The organism is Mycetocola sp. Y171 (assembly GCF_056713165.1).
In genome coordinates, this window is sequence record NZ_JBWYGX010000001.1 from 1,574,237 (window position 1) to 1,591,306 (window position 17,070).

Annotated in this window: 14 protein-coding genes; 4 read left to right on the forward strand and 10 right to left on the reverse strand. The window is 67.3% G+C overall.

All coding sequences use genetic code 11. The features are described from left to right. Positions 1–98 precede the first annotated feature (98 nt). From AC1M2K_RS07515 to AC1M2K_RS07530, 4 genes are all read right to left on the reverse strand, one after another. Positions 99–2,036, reverse strand: a complete 1,938-nt coding sequence (locus AC1M2K_RS07515; RefSeq protein ID WP_480240482.1) for a DUF5107 domain-containing protein — start codon at positions 2,034–2,036, stop codon at positions 99–101. A 136-nt stretch (positions 2,037–2,172) separates the two neighbouring features. After that, positions 2,173–3,168: a Gfo/Idh/MocA family protein gene (locus AC1M2K_RS07520; protein ID WP_480240483.1), complete on the reverse strand. Its 996-nt coding sequence runs from the start codon at positions 3,166–3,168 to the stop codon at positions 2,173–2,175. Positions 3,169–3,276: 108 nt separating this feature from the next. Further along, positions 3,277–4,158, reverse strand: coding sequence for an FHA domain-containing protein (locus AC1M2K_RS07525; protein ID WP_480240484.1), 882 nt, complete (start codon positions 4,156–4,158; stop codon positions 3,277–3,279). 2 nt (positions 4,159–4,160) lie between these two features. Then, a complete protein-coding gene (locus AC1M2K_RS07530; RefSeq protein ID WP_480240485.1) occupies positions 4,161–4,442 on the reverse strand; it encodes a hypothetical protein in 282 nt (93 codons plus the stop codon). Between the two features lie 204 nt (positions 4,443–4,646). Between AC1M2K_RS07530 and AC1M2K_RS07535 the strand changes: the two genes are divergently transcribed. Continuing rightward, complete coding sequence (locus AC1M2K_RS07535) at positions 4,647–6,059, forward strand: LLM class flavin-dependent oxidoreductase (protein ID WP_480240486.1); 1,413 nt, start codon at positions 4,647–4,649, stop codon at positions 6,057–6,059. Between the two features lie 115 nt (positions 6,060–6,174). Here AC1M2K_RS07535 and AC1M2K_RS07540 read toward each other — a convergent pair whose 3' ends face one another. The 4 genes from AC1M2K_RS07540 to AC1M2K_RS07555 all read right to left on the reverse strand — a co-directional run bounded on the left by AC1M2K_RS07540 (position 6,175) and on the right by AC1M2K_RS07555 (position 10,407). Beyond that, complete coding sequence (locus AC1M2K_RS07540) at positions 6,175–6,348, reverse strand: hypothetical protein (protein WP_480240487.1); 174 nt, start codon at positions 6,346–6,348, stop codon at positions 6,175–6,177. A gap of 58 nt (positions 6,349–6,406) precedes the next feature. Then, positions 6,407–9,829 (reverse strand): DEAD/DEAH box helicase, encoded by a 3,423-nt coding sequence (locus AC1M2K_RS07545; RefSeq protein ID WP_480240488.1) that lies wholly within the window; start codon positions 9,827–9,829, stop codon positions 6,407–6,409. A gap of 178 nt (positions 9,830–10,007) precedes the next feature. Further along, on the reverse strand, positions 10,008–10,181 hold the full coding sequence (locus AC1M2K_RS07550) for a hypothetical protein (protein WP_480238643.1): 174 nt from the start codon (positions 10,179–10,181) through the stop codon (positions 10,008–10,010). Positions 10,182–10,254: 73 nt separating this feature from the next. Continuing rightward, a complete protein-coding gene (locus AC1M2K_RS07555; RefSeq protein ID WP_480238642.1) occupies positions 10,255–10,407 on the reverse strand; it encodes a hypothetical protein in 153 nt (50 codons plus the stop codon). A 104-nt stretch (positions 10,408–10,511) separates the two neighbouring features. Between AC1M2K_RS07555 and AC1M2K_RS07560 the strand changes: the two genes are divergently transcribed. Next, a complete protein-coding gene (locus tag AC1M2K_RS07560; protein WP_480240489.1) occupies positions 10,512–13,994 on the forward strand; it encodes a TM0106 family RecB-like putative nuclease in 3,483 nt (1,160 codons plus the stop codon). A gap of 21 nt (positions 13,995–14,015) precedes the next feature. On the opposite strand, the gene AC1M2K_RS07565 is transcribed toward AC1M2K_RS07560, so the two are convergent. After that, positions 14,016–14,300: a GNAT family N-acetyltransferase gene (locus AC1M2K_RS07565; RefSeq protein WP_480238640.1), complete on the reverse strand. Its 285-nt coding sequence runs from the start codon at positions 14,298–14,300 to the stop codon at positions 14,016–14,018. 63 nt (positions 14,301–14,363) lie between these two features. Between AC1M2K_RS07565 and AC1M2K_RS07570 the strand changes: the two genes are divergently transcribed. Together AC1M2K_RS07570 and AC1M2K_RS07575 are read left to right on the forward strand one after the other, a co-directional pair. Then, the gene (locus AC1M2K_RS07570) at positions 14,364–14,729 is read left to right on the forward strand and encodes a VOC family protein (protein ID WP_480238639.1); all 366 of its coding nucleotides are present in this window, start codon (positions 14,364–14,366) and stop codon (positions 14,727–14,729) included. 41 nt (positions 14,730–14,770) lie between these two features. Then, the gene (locus tag AC1M2K_RS07575; protein ID WP_480240490.1) at positions 14,771–15,313 is read left to right on the forward strand and encodes a dihydrofolate reductase family protein; all 543 of its coding nucleotides are present in this window, start codon (positions 14,771–14,773) and stop codon (positions 15,311–15,313) included. Between the two features lie 78 nt (positions 15,314–15,391). Here the strand turns inward: AC1M2K_RS07575 and AC1M2K_RS07580 are convergent, their stop codons facing one another. After that, entirely contained in the window at positions 15,392–16,864 is a 1,473-nt protein-coding gene (locus tag AC1M2K_RS07580; RefSeq protein ID WP_480240491.1) for an MDR family MFS transporter, read from the reverse strand. Positions 16,865–17,070 lie beyond the last annotated feature (206 nt).

Below are 17,070 nucleotides of genomic sequence, written 5' to 3' on the forward strand. Positions count from 1 at the left end.
ATCGCCCGCGAGTTGGCAGTTACACACCCAAAACGGCCGGGAACTCCCGCGTTGGGTGCGTAACTGCGATCTCGGTGTCGCGCGACCGCGCGACCGCGTCACATCCGGAAGTCGTACTTCAGCGGCAGCGGTTCACCCGATGCCCCGGCAGCGGCCTGGTACTCGTTCCACAGGTCCTCGAGCAGGCCGTCGCCCTCCCGCAGGTCGATGATCCGAAGGTCTCCGTCGAGGATGCCGCGGCACCGGACCACGTCCCCGGTCGCCAACGCCGCGCGCGCCTCTGCGACGAGTACTCGGCCATCCGATCGATCCGCCCCGCTGAGTGAATCGATCAGCTCGAGCACCTCGAGAGCCCGCCCGTCCCGCTGCAGAACCGCGAGCAGCTCACGGGTCAGCGGCAGCAGCCCTGGCGCGAGTTCATGCGCGGCCCGGTAGAACCGGACCGCTTCAGCCGTGTTACCCCGGTCGTCCGCGAGCGCGCCGAGGTTCCGCAGCGCCCACGCGTTCGGAACGTGGTCGACGGATGCCTGCCAGAGCGTCCCAGCCTCGACGAACGACCCCTGCGCGGCCGCGATCACCCCCAGGTGGAGCGACGCCAGCCAGTCGTCGCGCTGCCGGAGCAACGGCACCCAACGTGGGTCGATCTGGTACGAACGCGGCGCGACGGCCGGGTCCAGTCCGGCCTCCGCAGCGGGCTCGCCACGCAGCAGTCGCAACCAGAACTCCTCGTCGGAGCCAATGGCATCCGAAGAGAACGGCGTCACCTCCGCCGAGAACGGTTCGAGCCCCGAGTGCTTCCGCAGTTCGTTCTCGACGGCACCCCACCCCGAGCCGTCCGGAATGACCTCGACGATGAGCTCACCCGACTGGTCGCGATCCCGGAACCGAGACAGCCGATCGTCCAGGTCGCGCGCCGCGAGGTTCTCGGCCACGGCTTCGGTCGCGACCGCCCAGTCCGACGACCCCGCCGCGGACGCATGCACCTGCACGGCCCCGTAGGCCTCGACCCACGACCACTCCGTCTCGGCCGGCATCCGCAGGTACTCGAGCTGGGTGCGCGCGAGCCCGGCCTGGATCTCGCAATACGACCCGGCCCCTGACACCCATTCCTGCCAGTGCCTGCCGCCGGAGTTCTGTCCCCAGACGAAGAGCTTGCGGCCCTTGAGGTTGCCCGTCGACGCCTGCACGAGACCGAAACCATCGCGGTCCACCGCGGCGATCCATGGCATCCGGATGCCCGCCGTGTCGAAGAAGTAGTCGACCGTGTCCTCGGTGCGCGCCGGCCAGGTGATGTCGAAGCCGTCGACGACCGGCACGGGCACGGTGGTGAGCACGCGCTCCTGGCCGTATTTCCAGGCGGATGCCGCCGGCACGAGCACACGCGTCTCCTCCTGCTGCGGAACGGCCATGTTCGACCACCAGTACATCGGCGTCGCCTCCGGCTGCGCGTTGAGAATCGTGCCGCGGATGAACAGCTCGTGCGAATCGGCGGGCAGCCAGGCGTCCACGCGGAACGTGACGTTGCGGATGCGCTCGTACTCGAAGAACCGCAGCCCGACTTCGCCGTCCGGCCCGCTCAGCGCTGCGGTGTGCATCGGTGCACTCGTGAATGGGGAGTGCCCGATCATGCCGATGTTCCACTCGACGCCGCCGGCGAACCACGCGTTGCGGAGGGCGAGGTTACGGAACCGGATCACGTCGTTCTGGTGCAGCAGCTCCCGCCCGGTCATGCGGTCGATGAGCGACCACAGCCGGCCACCGAGCCCGGGCAGGAACGTCGCGGTGACGTGCTCGTTCTCCAGTACGACGGTCGCGTGATCGTGAGGCTGTTCGTCGGCGCTGTAGCCGTCCTGGTCGAGATACGGCATCGCCGTCTGACCGCGACTGGCCTGCTCCTCGACGCCGGGCTCGTCGACGCCTGGCTCCTCGGCTGCGTCCTCGAAGCCGGACTGGGCGTGGATGTCGCCGGTGCCGAAGATGTTCGGTAGTGGATTCGACGGCCCCCACGTCGACGTCGGAAGTGTGAGTGTGCCCATTCGAATCGAACTCAACGCTGATCCCTGTCGCTTTCTTCTCCGGTGAATGATGCCCCCGACGATGAGAGCCCGCATCGAGTCTGGAGTCTCCCGGTGGTCGGCGTCCAGTTTTCCGGCGAGTGTCGTTCCCCTGAGGTCAGGCGCGTTCCTCGAGCGGCACCGTCTCGCCGGTGAGAAGCGACTGACGGGCGGCGAGTGCCACCTCGAGGGCACGGACAGCGGATGCCGTCGGGCTGAACGCAGGATCGGTCCCTGCATGCACGCACTCGAGGAAGTACTCGACCTGCCGCGTGTAATGGTCGAGCGCTGTCAGCGTCTCACTCGTGCCGCCGCCGACGGTCGCCAGCCGGTAGGAGTTCACGCCACTGAAGCGGTCCGCCGCCGTCGGAGCATCCGCCGAGAAATCGTAATCGAGGATGCCGTCGGTGCCGACGAGGCTGAGCGAGCTCGTGAACGGCGCCCCGGCCGGGACGCCGGCGAAGGTGAGCACCTGGCCGATCGCCCCCGAACGGTACTCGATCGTCGTTTCGATCGGCCCGAGCGGATCATTCGACGTGCTCGTGACGGCGACGGGCACGCCGAGGAACAGGTTCATCTGGTCGAAGTCGTGAATGCCGACGTCGACGACGGCTCCGCCGGACTGCTCATCGTCGAACCACCAGGGTGTATCCGGCTTCGTGATCAGCCGCCGGGCTCGGGCTGACAGCACCGTGCCGATGCTTCCTGCTTCGACGTCCGACCTCGCCCGCCGGTAGCCCTCGAAGAACCGGACGACGTGCGCGACCATGAGCACCCGGTCGCTGGATGCCGCGGCCGCCGAGATGGCGAGGGCGTCCGCGATCGTCAGCGCGATCGGCTTCTCGAGCAGCACGTGCTTGCCGGCGTTCAGCGCGCGCACCGCGATCTCCCGGTGGGTGGCCGTCGGCGTGCAGACCGAGACGATGTCGACCGCGGGGTCGCCGAGCACGGCGGTGAGGTCCGTGACGATGCGTGCGCCGGGCGCCTCGTCGAACGTCGTTCCGGGGTGACGGCTGCACACGTACTTGATGCCCGAGGCGTACCCGAGAGCAGACCACGCTGCCGCGTGCGTCCTGGCCATGTAGCCGGACCCGATGATCGCGATGGTGGTCATGCGTTCTCCTCCTGCCGCGGAGCATCCGCCCGGGGCCGGGCCATGCGCGGTGTGCGCCGTCGCCCGTCACCATTCTGGCGGTCGCGACGGGTGCGTGGAAGGCCGCTGTCAGCGGTTGGGATTGCCGGGTGACGGATGCCGGGGTGCCTGCCGTTTCTGGTGGGCGAACTCACCGCCGGCACGGCCGCCGTAGGGGCGGCCGTGGTCGGCATACTCTTCACGAAAGAACGCCATCCGCCACGGTCCGAGCTCGATCCTTGCGCCGGTCCGGAGGATCTGCCCGTCTGTCTTCCTCCCGCTCGACGTCGTGGCACCTGCCCGGCCGGACGGGTAGTAGACGTACTCGTCGTTTGTGTCGTGAACGATTTCGGCATGAGTGTCCAGCAACCCGGCGAGCCTCAGGTCGGCCGACTCGCCCGATCCGATGCGGGTGACTGTCGGCAGCAGGTCGAACTCGCGCGGCCGCTGGCCGTTCCAGTTCTCCGAGCCGACGACGAAGATCAGCCTGGGCCGCCCGGAGCCGGGCGTGTAGTGCGTTGTCGTCACACGACGGCGAACGCGGCGATCGAACGTCGGCGCAAGCGGGAACAGGGTGCCAGGCGGCAGTTCAAGTGCCGCCTCCGCATCCGGGTCCCGTCGTTTCGGCGTCAGCAAGGGCGCGACGGCGCTCGGTGCACCGAGCTCGATGTGCGGGGACCTGGTCACCAGCCGTTGGGCAACGGTGGTGTGCACCGCCCCGAGCCGCGCGATCATGCCTGCCGGTCCGCTGATCGCGACGGTCAATCCGCGCCGAGCGAGTTCATCGGCCACGACGCGCAGACTCGAGAGCTTTGGCCGCCGGCCCGCGAGCATGAGCTCGGGGTCGCTGGTGTACAGCTCGACCTCGGTGCCGCTGGCGGTCATCCTGCCGCGCACCCTCGGAGCATCCTCGCCGGCTTCCGGCTCGACCAGCGAAAATGTCAGGTCGATGTCGAGAAACGTCGACGACATGGTCAGGAGCCGGATGCGTCGGAGCGGGAAGCCTGATCGTCACTCGTGGTGATGCGGACTGTGCCGTTGAACTTCCAGGTGGCGCGGGGAGCGTCCGGCCCGATGTCGCGGGGAACTTCGACGGTCATGTCGATGAAGTTGTAGTCGATGACGGCGCTCCGACCGGTCAGGTACGACCACATCTCCTGGCCCAGATCCGCCCAGTCGCGGATGCTGCGCTCGCTGGCCGCGCTGGCCGCGCTGGCGGCGCTGTCCGTGCCGACGGCGTCGTTTGTGTCACTCATGATGGAACCCACCTTCCGGCCGCTCCGTTGCGGCTCAAGTCTGATCACCCTAAGTCGGGATTCCGGGGTGAACGGCGATTCTCAAATAATGCTCAGGTTTCTGGACGGCGTCTCGATATTCGGCGGGGGCGGGGCTGCTCGACGAACGGGTCGTTCGACGTAACGCGACGTGAGGCCGCACCGGCCATGCGGAAGACTGGGAGCATGACCGCAGAACCGAAGAAGCTCATCCTCAACCTGTTCGAGATGGCGTGCGTGAGTCACATCACCCACGGTCTCTGGGTGCTCGACGGCAACCAGCGCGATCGCTACGCCGACATCGACTACTGGACCGAGCTCGCCCAGCTCACCGAGTCCGGCGGGTTCGATGGAATCTTCCTCGCCGACGTCGTCGGTGCCTACGACGTGTTCCGCGACGGTCCCGAAACGGCCATCCGTGAGGGGCTGCAGATCCCGAACCTCGACCCGCTGTCGATCGTGCCCGCCATGGCCGCGGTGACGAAGCACATCGGTTTCGGCGTCACCTTCTCGACCAGCTACGAGCCACCGTTCGCGTTCGCGCGCCGGATGAGCACGCTCGACCACCTCACCCGTGGCCGGATGGGGTGGAACATCGTCACCTCCTACCTGCCGAACGCCGCACGCAACTTCGGCCTCGCCGACGAGATCCCGCACGACAAGCGCTACGAGATCGCTGACGAGTACCTCGACGTGGTCTACAAACTGTGGGAGGGCTCGTGGGATGACGGCGCCGTCGTCAACGATCGCGCCGCCGGGATCTTCACCGACCCGGCCAAGGTGCGCTACATCGACCACGTGGGCGAGAACTTCCGCGTCGCCGGTCCGCACCTCGTCGCGCCGTCACCGCAGCGGACCCCCGTGCTGTACCAGGCCACCGGTTCGCCTGCCGGTATCGAGTTCGCCGGGCGCCACGCCGAGGTCGTGTTCACCGGTGGGCGGAGTGCCGCTGATTTCCGCCGAAACACCGACGGGATGCGGGATGCCGTCGAGCGTCACGGTCGCGATCGGAACGACATCCGGTTCATCGTGCAGGCCGGCGTCGTCACCGGCCGGACGGATACCGAGGTCGAGAAGAAACTGCAGGAGTACCGGGAACACACGAGCGTCGACGCGATCCTCGCGCACTACGGATTCGTCATCGACCCGACCGCATACCCCCGCGAGACCCTCGTCACCGAGATCCTCGAGCGGGAGGGGAAGACAGACACCGCGTTCGCCCGCACCGTCGCGCCGGGAAAGACGGCGGGCGAACTCGTCGATGAGGCACGCACCGGGCGCGAGGAGCGGTACTTCGTCGCAGGCACCCCCGGAGTCGTCGCGGACGAGATCGAGCGCTGGCTCGACGAGGACGGCGTCGACGGGATCAACCTGCGCCAGTACCACTCGTTCGGCACGACGAGGGACTTCGTCGAACTCATCGTGCCAGAGCTGCGCAAGCGCGGCCGGCTGCACGAGGGCTACACGCCGGGTGAGACGCTTCGGGAGCGGCTCTTCGGTGCCGGACCGCACCTTCCGGTCGGCCACACAGCGGCGCGGTATCGCGGGGGCGCGAACCTGGACAACCCGGTGGAGCCGCTGAAGCTCAGCAATCACTGATGGCGGCATCGAGAGCGCAGTAGTGGTTCGAAAACGGCGGTTTACCGAGCCACTACTGCACTCTCGGCCCCTTGCGGGCAAACGGGACGTCGCCGAACGGAACTGAAGTCGGGGGTCAGCCCGGGAAGTCGTCTGCGGCGAAGCTCGATTCCGAACCCGTTACCGAGCCGGTGTGGCCCAGGCTGAACTCGTCATAGTCGAGTCGCTCGATTCCGTCTGGTGCTGCCGGCGCGGCTTTGGCGGGGATGCCTTCGCCGGCATCGGTTCCGCCCAGGGGATCAGTGGCCATCGGGCAAGTGTAGGTCGTTCTGCGACCGATGTATGTCCCCCATCGAGCCGATCTTCCGTCAGTCTTCGAGCAGACCGCGCACGTCATCGGCGGTGAGCGCCGAACTGAACACGGCGTCATCATCCATGACCGCGTTGAACAGCTTCGCCTTCTGGGCCTTCAGCGCCATGACCTTCTCCTCGATCGTGCCGTTGGCCACCATCCGATAGACCATGACGTTCCTGGTCTGCCCGATCCGGTGGGTGCGGTCGACGGCCTGCGCCTCCGTGGCCGGGTTCCACCACGGGTCGAGCAGGAACACGTAGTCCGCCTCGGTGAGGTTGAGGCCGAAGCCACCTGCCTTGAGGCTGATGAGGAAGATGGGTGCGACGCCCTCTTTGAAGCTTGCGATGACATCCGCCCGCTTCGTCGTCGACCCGTCGAGGTAGGCATACGGGATGCCCTCGGCGTCGAGTCGGGCTGCCGCCTTGCCGAGGAACGAGGTGAACTGGCTGAAGATGAGCGCGCGGTGCCCCTCAGCGAGGACGTCCTCGAGCTGTTCGAACAGCGCATCGAGCTTCGACGACGGCACGTGTGCGTATGCGTCGTCGACGAGTGACGCGTCGAGGCTGAGCATCCGCAGCAGAGTGAGGGAGCGGAACACGATGAACCGGTTCTTGTCCATGTCGTCGAGCAGGCCGAGCAGTTTCTGCCGTTCGCGCTGCAGGAACGTGTCGTAGAGCTTCTGGTGCTTCGGGTTCAGGTCGATCGTGAGCACCTGCTCCTGCTTCGCGGGCAGGTCGCTTGCGACGAGTTCCTTGGTGCGCCGCATCATCAGGGGGCGGATGCGACGGCGCATCCGGGTGAGGAGCTCCGGGTTGCCTCCACCCTCGATCGGCTTCGCGTAGTCGTCGATGAACCGGCGCGCAGAGGGGAACAGGCCTGGCGCCACGATCGCGAACAGCGACCAGAGCTCGAGAAGGTTGTTCTCCATCGGCGTGCCCGTGATCGCCAGCTTGAACGGGGCGTCGAGATCGCGGGCGCTCTGGTGCACCTTCGCCGTGCGGTTCTTCACGAACTGGGCTTCGTCGAGGATCAGCCCGGCCCACTCGTGCTCCGAGTACGCCGCGAAGTCGAGCCGGAACAGCGTGTACGAGGTGATGACGACGTCGACGCCGTCTAGCGCGGGTTTGGCTCCGCGCTTCGCACGGGTCTCGGTGATGGCCCGCACGGTGAGCTCGGGGGCGAAGCGCTCGGCCTCGTGCTGCCAGTTGGAGACGACGGATGTCGGCGCGACGACGAGGAACGGACGGCGCTCGTCCGGCGCGGTCGCCTCCTTCGCGTGGGTGATCAGGGCGAGGGTCTGCAGCGTCTTGCCGAGTCCCATGTCGTCGGCGAGGATGCCACCGAGCTGGTGCTTCCAGAGGAACGCCAGCCAGGCGAAACCGTCGAGCTGGTACGGGCGGAGGGTGGCGTGAATGCTGGCGGGAAGCGGGGTGGGCTCGAGGGCGGTGAGTTCACGCAGACCCGTGACCGCGGCCTGCCAGGATGCCGCCTGCTCGGATTCGTCCGCGAGATCCTCGAGGTCCTCCCACAGGCTCGACTGGTAGCGGCTGATCCGCAGGCCGGTGTCCCACTCGGCGAGGGCACGGGCCTCCTCGATGAGCTCGTGCAACTGCTCGAAAGCGGGCTGCTTGAGCGACAGGTAACTGTTGTCGACGAGCAGCAGTTTGGTCTGGCCCTTCGAGAGGGCCTTGAACAACGGCCCGAACGGAATCTTCTGCCCGTCGATGGTGACGATCACGCCGAGGTCGAACCAGTCCCTCTGGTCGGTTTCGACCGTGGTGATCTTGAGTTTCGGCGGTTCGGTGAGTTCACGGTAGTCGGGGCGCTCGCCGGTGACGTCGACGCGGACGCCGTCGACCGCCTCGATGCCCGGCAGGACCTTGTCGGTGAACTCGGCGGCGTCGAGACCGACGAGGGTCTGCGGTTCGAGCGAGGTGATGTCGCGTGCCCGACCTGAGATGGCGTGCTCGACTGTCAGGTCGCGAAGACCGGAGTCGTGTGCGGTCGCATAGAGCGGCATCCGCGTGGTGCGATCGCCCTCGGTGTACTCCCAGTCCCAGGCAAGGGTGAGGGTGTGTTTCGCCGAGAACGCCGCAGTGAGCACGAGAACGGGTGGGAGAACCGGCGGGAACTCCACCGTCGCATCCGTGGAGGTGATGGGGATGGTGTGGCGCAGCCGCGGGTAGAACTCGGCGAAGAACTCGTCGATGTCTGCGGCGGGGACGAGGACGCTGCTCGGTCGCCCGACCAGCCGGCGCTGTTCGTCGGTGAGCCGCTCCGCGGTCGGGGCCAGGGTGAAGGCCGTCTTCGGCTCGAGTGTGTAGGTGTAGACGCCGTGGTCACCGAGCAGCCCGGCGTCGCCGGTCGGGTACCTGTCGCCGTCGATGGTGAGGACGGCGTCGAGGCGGAGATCGGTGTCTGCTGTCGCGTCGAGGCTGATCTCGGCGGCGCGGCCGACGGTGACGACGGCATCCTTGCGGCTGCCGACGAGTTCGATGCCGAGACCGGTCGCCTCGGCGAGCAGGTTCCACAGCAACGGGCTGTGGAAGTCGTCGAGATACAGCCAGTCGAGGTCCTGGCCGACCGCATAGGTGCTGCGTGCGGCGCGGTGCAGCGCGGCGAACTGGCTGAACCAGCGATGCTGTGCCGGATCGAGACCGAGCCGGTTGACCTGGTAGCTGAAGGTGTTCCAGCCGACGTTCGTGCGGACCCAGTTGCCTTTGCTGTTGCGGATCACCGGGCGCACACCGAGTCGGTACTCGCCGAGTTCCGAGGTGGACTTCGCGGTGCGGGCGGTCGGTCCGTTCCAGCGGTGCCTGGTATGCGGGGTCTGCTCGCGCAGTTCGAACTGCAGGCCCATCGGGGTGTTCGAGGTGCCGGATGCCGCGTGCTGGCCGGTGAGGGCACCGACCGCCGACTTCCACGCGGGTTGCGGCGGACCGGCAGGCTCCGCCGGCGGTTCGGCCGGGCGTTCGATCGTGCTGCCTCGCGTGTCCGACCAGGAGTCACTCGGCCAGGTCGTGTCGCCCTGCCACCATTCGTCTGCTTCGCGCATCTGACGGTCGATCCAGGCGCGGTCGTGTGCCGCGGCGTCCGTCAGCCCGGAGGACGGGAGCGCGATGGATTTCACCGCGGACGAGTTGCTGGCCAGGAGGGTGGCGGCGATGTGCTTGCAGTCCAGCTGCTGGGGGCAGGTGCAACTCGAGGCCGATGGGCGGCTGAAGTCCTTGCGGGAGGGCGCGAGCACGACGCGACAACGGTAGGGGCGGTCGGCTGTGCCCTGGACCTGTGCGGTCAGGGTTCTGCTGTCGTCATCCCAGTCGAGCGAGGTCACCGCCCCTGTGCGGGCATACGTTGTGCCGCGGTTGAACGCGGCGTTGCCGACGAGACGGATGATGTCGGTGACATCCACCAGGGGAGCGGCGGCGGGCGACATGCTCCCATGCTCTCACGCTCCGCTGACAGAGAGCGCTCGCCGGGATCGCCACCGAGAGTGCCGTGGTGGCGCGAAAACCGGAAGAATTGGCGCCGCTGCCCTCGAAGGACCGGTCCCTTCGGTCAGCGGCTGGCGCCGCTGCCTCCAGGGACCGCTGCGCTCTCGACAGTGGCAGGGGCTAGTCCGCGGGGCCGCCCGAGGCAGTGTCCTCGGCGGTGTCGTCGTTGGAGCCGGTGTTCGTGCCCGAGCCGTCCGGGATGCCATCGGCTGACTGCCCGGGGCGGTTTTCCGTCTCGTCGTGGTGCGAACGGTCGCGGGGCTTCGGGTGATCGGTCTGCTCGTTGTCGGTCATGGCCCCACGCTACGCGGCCCGGGGGCGTCGGCGATAGAGCGGTGTGACATCCGCTCTGGTGTGCTACAAGCCTTCAGAGGGCGGGGCCGCCTGACGCCGTGTCGTTGTCGGTGTCGGGGTGCCCGTCGGATCCGGACCCGTCAGGGATGCCGTCGGCCGGCTGGCCGCGCCGCATCGGGTGAGTCGTCTCCGTCGCTTCCACGACACCGTTATCGCGCGTGTTCATGGTTCAACGGTACGCCTGGCGGAGGACTCCGGGAAGGGGTCCGTGCTCTCGCCTCGACTGTCGGATGCTGCCGCTAGCCTCGGACTGTCACCATCGGAGGTCCCGTGTTCTTTCTCGACGACTCGCTCGAACGAGGTTCGCTCGTCACCAGTGCGAGCGACCTCACCACCGCGTCGAAGTGCGAGTTCGCCTTCCTCCGCAAACTCGACGCCAAGCTGGGGCGGGCGGAGCGCGTCGACGAGGTCGTCGACGACATGCTCGCCCGCACCGGTCGACTCGGAGACGAGCACGAGGCCCGCGTCCTCGGCGCCTACCGGCACGACTTCGGCGAGCAGGTCGCCCTGATCGAGCGCCCGGATGAGCTGACCCGCGAGACGCTCGCGGCCGCCGTCGCCGCCACCGAGCAGGCGTTCGCGAGCGAATCCGACGTGGTGTTCCAGGCGACGTTCTTCGACGGCAGCTTCGTCGGCTTCGCGGACTTCATCGTGCGCCAGCCAGACGGACGCTATCTGGTCCAGGACACCAAGCTCGCCCGATCCGCCAAGGTCACCGCCCTCCTCCAGCTCGCCGCGTACGTACAGCAGCTGCGCAAGATGGGGGTCGAGCCTGCCGACACCGTGCAGCTGCTCCTCGGCAACGGAATGACGAGCGAACACCGGGTCAGTGACATCCTCCCGGTCTATCTCAAGCGGGAGCAGCGGCTGCAGCGGATCGTCTCCGAGAGGTTCGCCGACACGGTCGCCGTCGCATGGCGTGACCCCCGGTATGCGATCTGCGGTCGCTGCGAAACCTGCGAAGCCGAGATCCAGGCTGCCCGCGACGTCCTCCTCGTCGGGGGCATGCGCGTGACGCAGCGGGCGAGGCTCGCCGCCGTGGGCATCACGACGATCGAAGAGCTCGCCGACTCGACGGCCGACGTCGACGGGATCGGTGGCACGACGCTCGCGGGGCTGCGGCTTCAGGCGAAACTCCAGCTCGAAGGGCCGACATCCCCCGACGACCACACGCCGCCCCCTGTGAATGTCTTCAACCCGCAGGCACTTGCCGCTTTACCCGAACCGGACGCAGGCGACATATTCTTCGACTTCGAGGGCGATCCGCTCTACACCGAAGGCGACGCACGGTCCTGGGGTCTCGACTACCTCTTCGGCCTCATCGACACCGCCGAGACGTTCACGGAGTTCTGGGCGCATTCATTCGCCGAGGAACGCGTGGCCCTGCGCCGGTTCCTCGACTTCGTGGCCGAGCGGCGCCGTACATTCCCGAACCTGCATATCTACCACTACGCGTCATACGAGCGGACCCACCTGTCATCGATCGCCGCCCGTCACGGCGAGGGAGAAGAAGAGGTCGACCAGTTGCTGCGCGACAACGTCTTCGTCGACCTCTACCCGATGGTCAAGAAGAGCGTGCGGGTCGGATCCCGCTCCTACTCGATCAAGAAGCTCGAGCCTCTGTACATGGGTGACAAGCTGCGCACCGGTGACGTCACGAACGCCGCCGCGTCGATCACCGAATACGCGGATGCCATGGAGCTCATCGCGAACGGAAACGTCGCCGAAGGGCAGCACAAGCTCGACGAGATCGCCGACTACAACACCTACGACTGCGTCTCGACGTTGCGCCTCCGGGACTGGCTGCTCGAACGTGGCCGCGAGCACGGCATCCGTCCCGGTACGTTGCACGAGGCGAAGGACTCCGTGCCCGAGACCGAGCCGTCGCCGCTCCGCTACGCCCTTCTCGCGCTTGCCGGAGACCGGCTGGCCGCCGGGCGCAGCGCCGACCAGACCGCTGCGGCGTTCGCGGCCGCAGCGATCGACTACCACCAGCGCGAACAGAAGAGCTTCTGGTGGGGGCACTTCGCCCGCCTGATCCAGGATGTCCAGACCTGGGAAGACACCCGCGACGTCCTCGTCGTCGACGACGGTGGCGCCTCGGTCGAGAAGCCCTGGTTCCGTGAGGGCAAGCAGCGCACAGACCGCCGGTGGGTCAGGCTCACCGGCAAGTGGGCGCCCGGCAGCAGCACCAAGCCGGGCGATTCAGCAGGCCCATATGTTCTGTACGAGCACCCAGGGCCTTTCGAGGCCAGCATCGGCGACCCCGGCTCGCGGCCGAGCCGTACCGTGCGCGTGCTCGAGGTCGATGACCGCGGGGCACTGATCGAGGAGGGACTGCAGGCGGGCGTCGAGCCGTTCGACACCCTCCCGATCGCGCTGACCCCGGCCGCCCCACCTCCTCCAGGGCAGCAGAAACCCGCCATCGAGGAGTGGGCGCAGGCGATCGTCGATGCGCAACCGGAATGGCCCAGCGACCCGGTCGTCGACATCCTCCGGCGCACGCCGCCGCGCACCCGATCCGGGGCGCTGACGCCGGTCACCGGTGAGCGGATCGACGCCGTGATCGCCAGCATCCTCGACCTCGATGCGTCCTACCTCGCCGTGCAGGGCCCCCCTGGCACCGGCAAGACCTACCTCGGCGCGCATGTCATCACCGCCCTCGTCCGCGACCACGGCTGGAAGATCGGCGTCGTCGCCCAGTCGCACGCGGTCGTCGAGAATCTGCTCGGCGCCGTGGTCAGGGCCGGTCTGCCGGCGGACCTCGTCGGCAAGGTGCAGAAGTCGGGGGCGGATGCCGACGACGTCCCGTTCACCGCTCTCCCGTCGAACGGACACCTCGACTTCGCCGCGCAGAACGACGACACCGGGTTCGTGCTCGGCGGAACGGCCTGGGATTTCAGCAACAAGGCGCGATTCCCACGCCGGTCCCTCGACCTGCTCGTCATCGACGAGGCCGGGCAATACTCGCTGGCCTTCACGATCGCGGCCAGCGTCGCCGCGAGGAACCTGCTGCTGCTCGGTGATCCACAACAATTGCCGCAGGTGAGCCAGGGCCTCCATCCCGAGCCGATCGACACCTCTGCGCTCGGCTGGGTCAGCGACGGTCACGACGTCCTCCCGGCCGAGCTCGGCTACTTCCTCGCCGAGAGCAGGCGGATGCACCCGGCGGTCACCGAACCGGTGTCGCGCCTGTCGTACGAGGGCGAGCTGCACGCGCACGACGTCACGTCCACCCGTCACCTCGATGGAATCGAACCGGGGCTGCACGTCGAGCCGGTGGAGCACACCGGCAACGCCATCTCCTCCCCCGAGGAGGCGGCCCGGGTCGTCGACCTGGTCCGGTCGGCGATCGGGCGGGCGTGGACGGATCCGACCGAGTCGCGCGACCGCGACCCGCTCGACCAGGACGACATCATCGTCGTCTCGCCGTACAATGCTCAGGTCGCGCTCGTGCGTGATGCCCTCGCCGCCGCAGGATTCGAGCGCATCCGGGTCGGCACCGTCGACAAGTTCCAGGGGCAGGAGGCGGCGATCGCGATCGTGACGCTCGCGGCATCCGCTGCGTCAGAGGTGCCGAGGGGGATGGCGTTCCTCATCCTGAAGAACCGGCTCAACGTCGCGATCTCGCGGGCGAAGTGGGCCGCGTACCTCGTCTACTCGCCGGCGCTGACCGACTACCTGCCGGTGACGGCGACCGGGATCACCGAGCTCAGTGCGTTCATCACGCTGGTGGAGCCGCACCAGCAGTAGCGCTCAGCGTCAGCCCGAGGGTCAGCGGCGGAGCAGGTCGGCGCGTTCGGGGTGGTCCTCGAACCAGTCGACGACGAACGAGCAGGTCGGCACGATCCGCAGGTCGGTGGTAGCGGCCACATCGTCGACCGCGAACTCGACGAGGGATGCCGCGTAACCGTTCCCGCGACGCGGCGGCGACGTGTAGGTGTGCGTGAAGTAGATCTGCCCCGGCCGGATCGAGTAGTCGGCGACACAGACGAGTTCGTCGCCGATGCGCAGCGTGTACCGGTTCGCGTCGGGTTCGTGGGCGAGTTCGGGAGACATCCCTTCAGCGTATGCCGATCGGGGCAGGTTGACCACGCGCACGCCCGGTGCTCTCATGGGGGAATGACCCACTCCATCTCCGGCGTCGCCGCCCTGTCCATCGACTGCGCCGATCCGATGGCGCTCGCCACGTTCTGGCGGAACCTTCTCGGTGGCGAGCTGGTCGTCGACGAAAGCGAGGACGGTGTCGAACTGCACCCGTCCGGCGGCTTCGCGCAGATGGATTTCTTCCGGGTGCCGGAGGCCAAAACGGGCAAGAACCGGCTGCACCTCGACCTGCGCAGCCGGAACTATGAGACCGCGATCGCTGATGCGCTGGGGTTCGGCGCTACCTTGGCCAACGACATCTACGACGGCAAAGAGTGGCAGGTGCTCCGTGATCCGGAAGGCAACGAGTTCTGCATCCTGCGCCCCCGCTCCACCGCCTGACACCCCTTCTTCGTGTCGGATGCCGGTGGTAGCGTGCCCGCATGACTGAGACATCCCCTGCAGCAGCGCTGAAAGCATCCGCATTCCTGGCGATGAGCCTCGACGGGTTCATCGCCAGGCCCGACGGCGGTCTGGACTGGCTGCTGGGGCGAGGTGAGTCCCTCGGTGACACCGGCTACGACGACTTCTTCGCATCCGTCGACTCAATGGTTCTCGGCCGCAACAGTTACGACATCGTTCACGGTTTCGACGAGTACCCCTACGCAGGCAAACGCGTGCTCGTGCTCAGTTCCACCCTCGACAGTGTCGACTGGCCGGATGCCACGGTGCACCGCTCATTGGACGACGCACTCGAGACCCTCGCCAGCGAGAACCGGAGGCACGTCTACGTCGACGGCGGAACCGTCGTGCAGCAGTTCATCCAGGCCGGGCTCCTCGACGAGCTCACCGTGAGTGTCGCCCCTGTGCTCATCGGCTCAGGGATCCCGCTGTTCGGGGGTCTGGACCACGACGTCCCCCTCGTGCTCACCGGCACAGAGGATCTCGGCTCCGGCTTCACCCAGTCCACCTACACCCTGCGCTGAAAGGAGAGTTGCCCGGTCCAATCGGTGCAGCGGAAGCCGCACCCGCGAATCCGTGCAACTCTGATCTGGCTCGAGGCTCTAGTGGCCGACGGGCATCCCTGCCGGCACGTCGGCAGGCTTACGGACGAACAACGCCAGGATCACTGCCACCGAAGCGATGCACGCACCGACGAGGAACGCGGCGTGCACACCCTGCGTCAGAGCGAGCGGTGCGTCAACGCCGTCACTGATCGCCGCAGCGGAGGTCACGGTCATCAACGTCACGAAAAGAGCGGTGCCTGCAGCGCCGGCGACCTGCTGCACGGTACCGACGATCGCGCTTCCGTGCGGGTACAGGCGTCGGGGGAGCGAGCCGAGCGCGGACGTCATGAGCGGGGTGAAGACCAACCCGAGTCCGAGGTTCAGTGCGAGGTGTACGGCGATGATCCACCCGACGGTGGTGTCCTGGTCGAAGGAGGCCATGCCCCACAGCGAACCGGCCGCGATGACCATGCCAGGGATGACGAGAGGCGTCGGTCCGAACCGGTCGAACAGGTTGCCGACGACCGGCGCCATGGCACCCATGAGCACGCCGCCGGGGAGCAGCATCAGTCCCGCGGCGAGCACGTCGAGTCCGAGCACCTGCTGCAGGTAGATCGGCAGGAGGATGAGCGAGCCGAAGAGCGACGCCATCACGATGGTGACGAGGCCGACGGCGAGGCTGAACGTCCTGCTCTGGAAGGTGCGGAGGTCAAGGAGCGCGCCGTCCACCTTCTGCAACTGGAGCTGACGCAGGACGAACGTCACGAGCGCTACGCCACCGATTGCAAGGGGCACCCAGACGGGGACGGGAGCGTGGCCGGCCGCAGCTTCACCGATGCTGCTCAATCCGTAGATGAGTCCACCGAAGCCGAACGCCGAGAGAATCACGGACAGGACGTCGAAGCGTGCGTCGGGACGAGTCTCGGTCACGTTCCGGACCCACACGGCACCGAGCGCGAGAGCGAGCAGTGAGATGGGAAGGATGATCCAAAAGATGGCGTGCCACGTGAGCGTGGAGAGGATTACTCCTGACACGGTCGGGCCGACGGCGGGCGCGACAGCGATGACGATGGTGATGACCCCCATCATCCGTCCGCGGTGCGACGCGGGGACGACGTTGAGCACGGTCGTGAACAGCAGCGGCAGCATGATCGCCGTGCCACTCGCCTGGATGACGCGGCCGGCCAGGAGTACCTCGAAGACCGGCGCGACAGCGCTGACGAGCGTGCCTAGCGAGAAGAGAGTCATCGCCGCGAAGAACACCGTCCGCAGTGTGAACTTCTCGAGCAGGAACCCGGTCAGCGGGATGACGATGGCCATGGTCAGGAGAAAGCCCGTCGTGAGCCACTGGCCGACTGATGCGGTGACTCCGAGGTCCTCCATGATGCGGGGAAGCGCAATGTTCATCGTCGTTTCATTGAGGATGACGACGAACGCCGAGACGACCAGCAGCGCGATGACTGGACCGGTCCTGGTGACCTTCTCCGCGGGGAGAGAGCCGGTGTTGGGTGAGGTGTCCTGCAGGGTCAAGAGAGGTCCTTCGGTGGGTGCGGCGCAGCGCAGCGCGTGGGATGTTCGGGGCCTCGGAGCGTGCGAGCAGCTCATGGCGATAGAAGCGGGCGTAGAGAAAAGAAACGAAGGGGCCGTTCAGGCTATTCCCGGTTTCGGGAGGAAACTTCGATTCCCCGTCGATGACGATAACGGATGCCGCCGACCCCCGCCTGCACACGATCGCT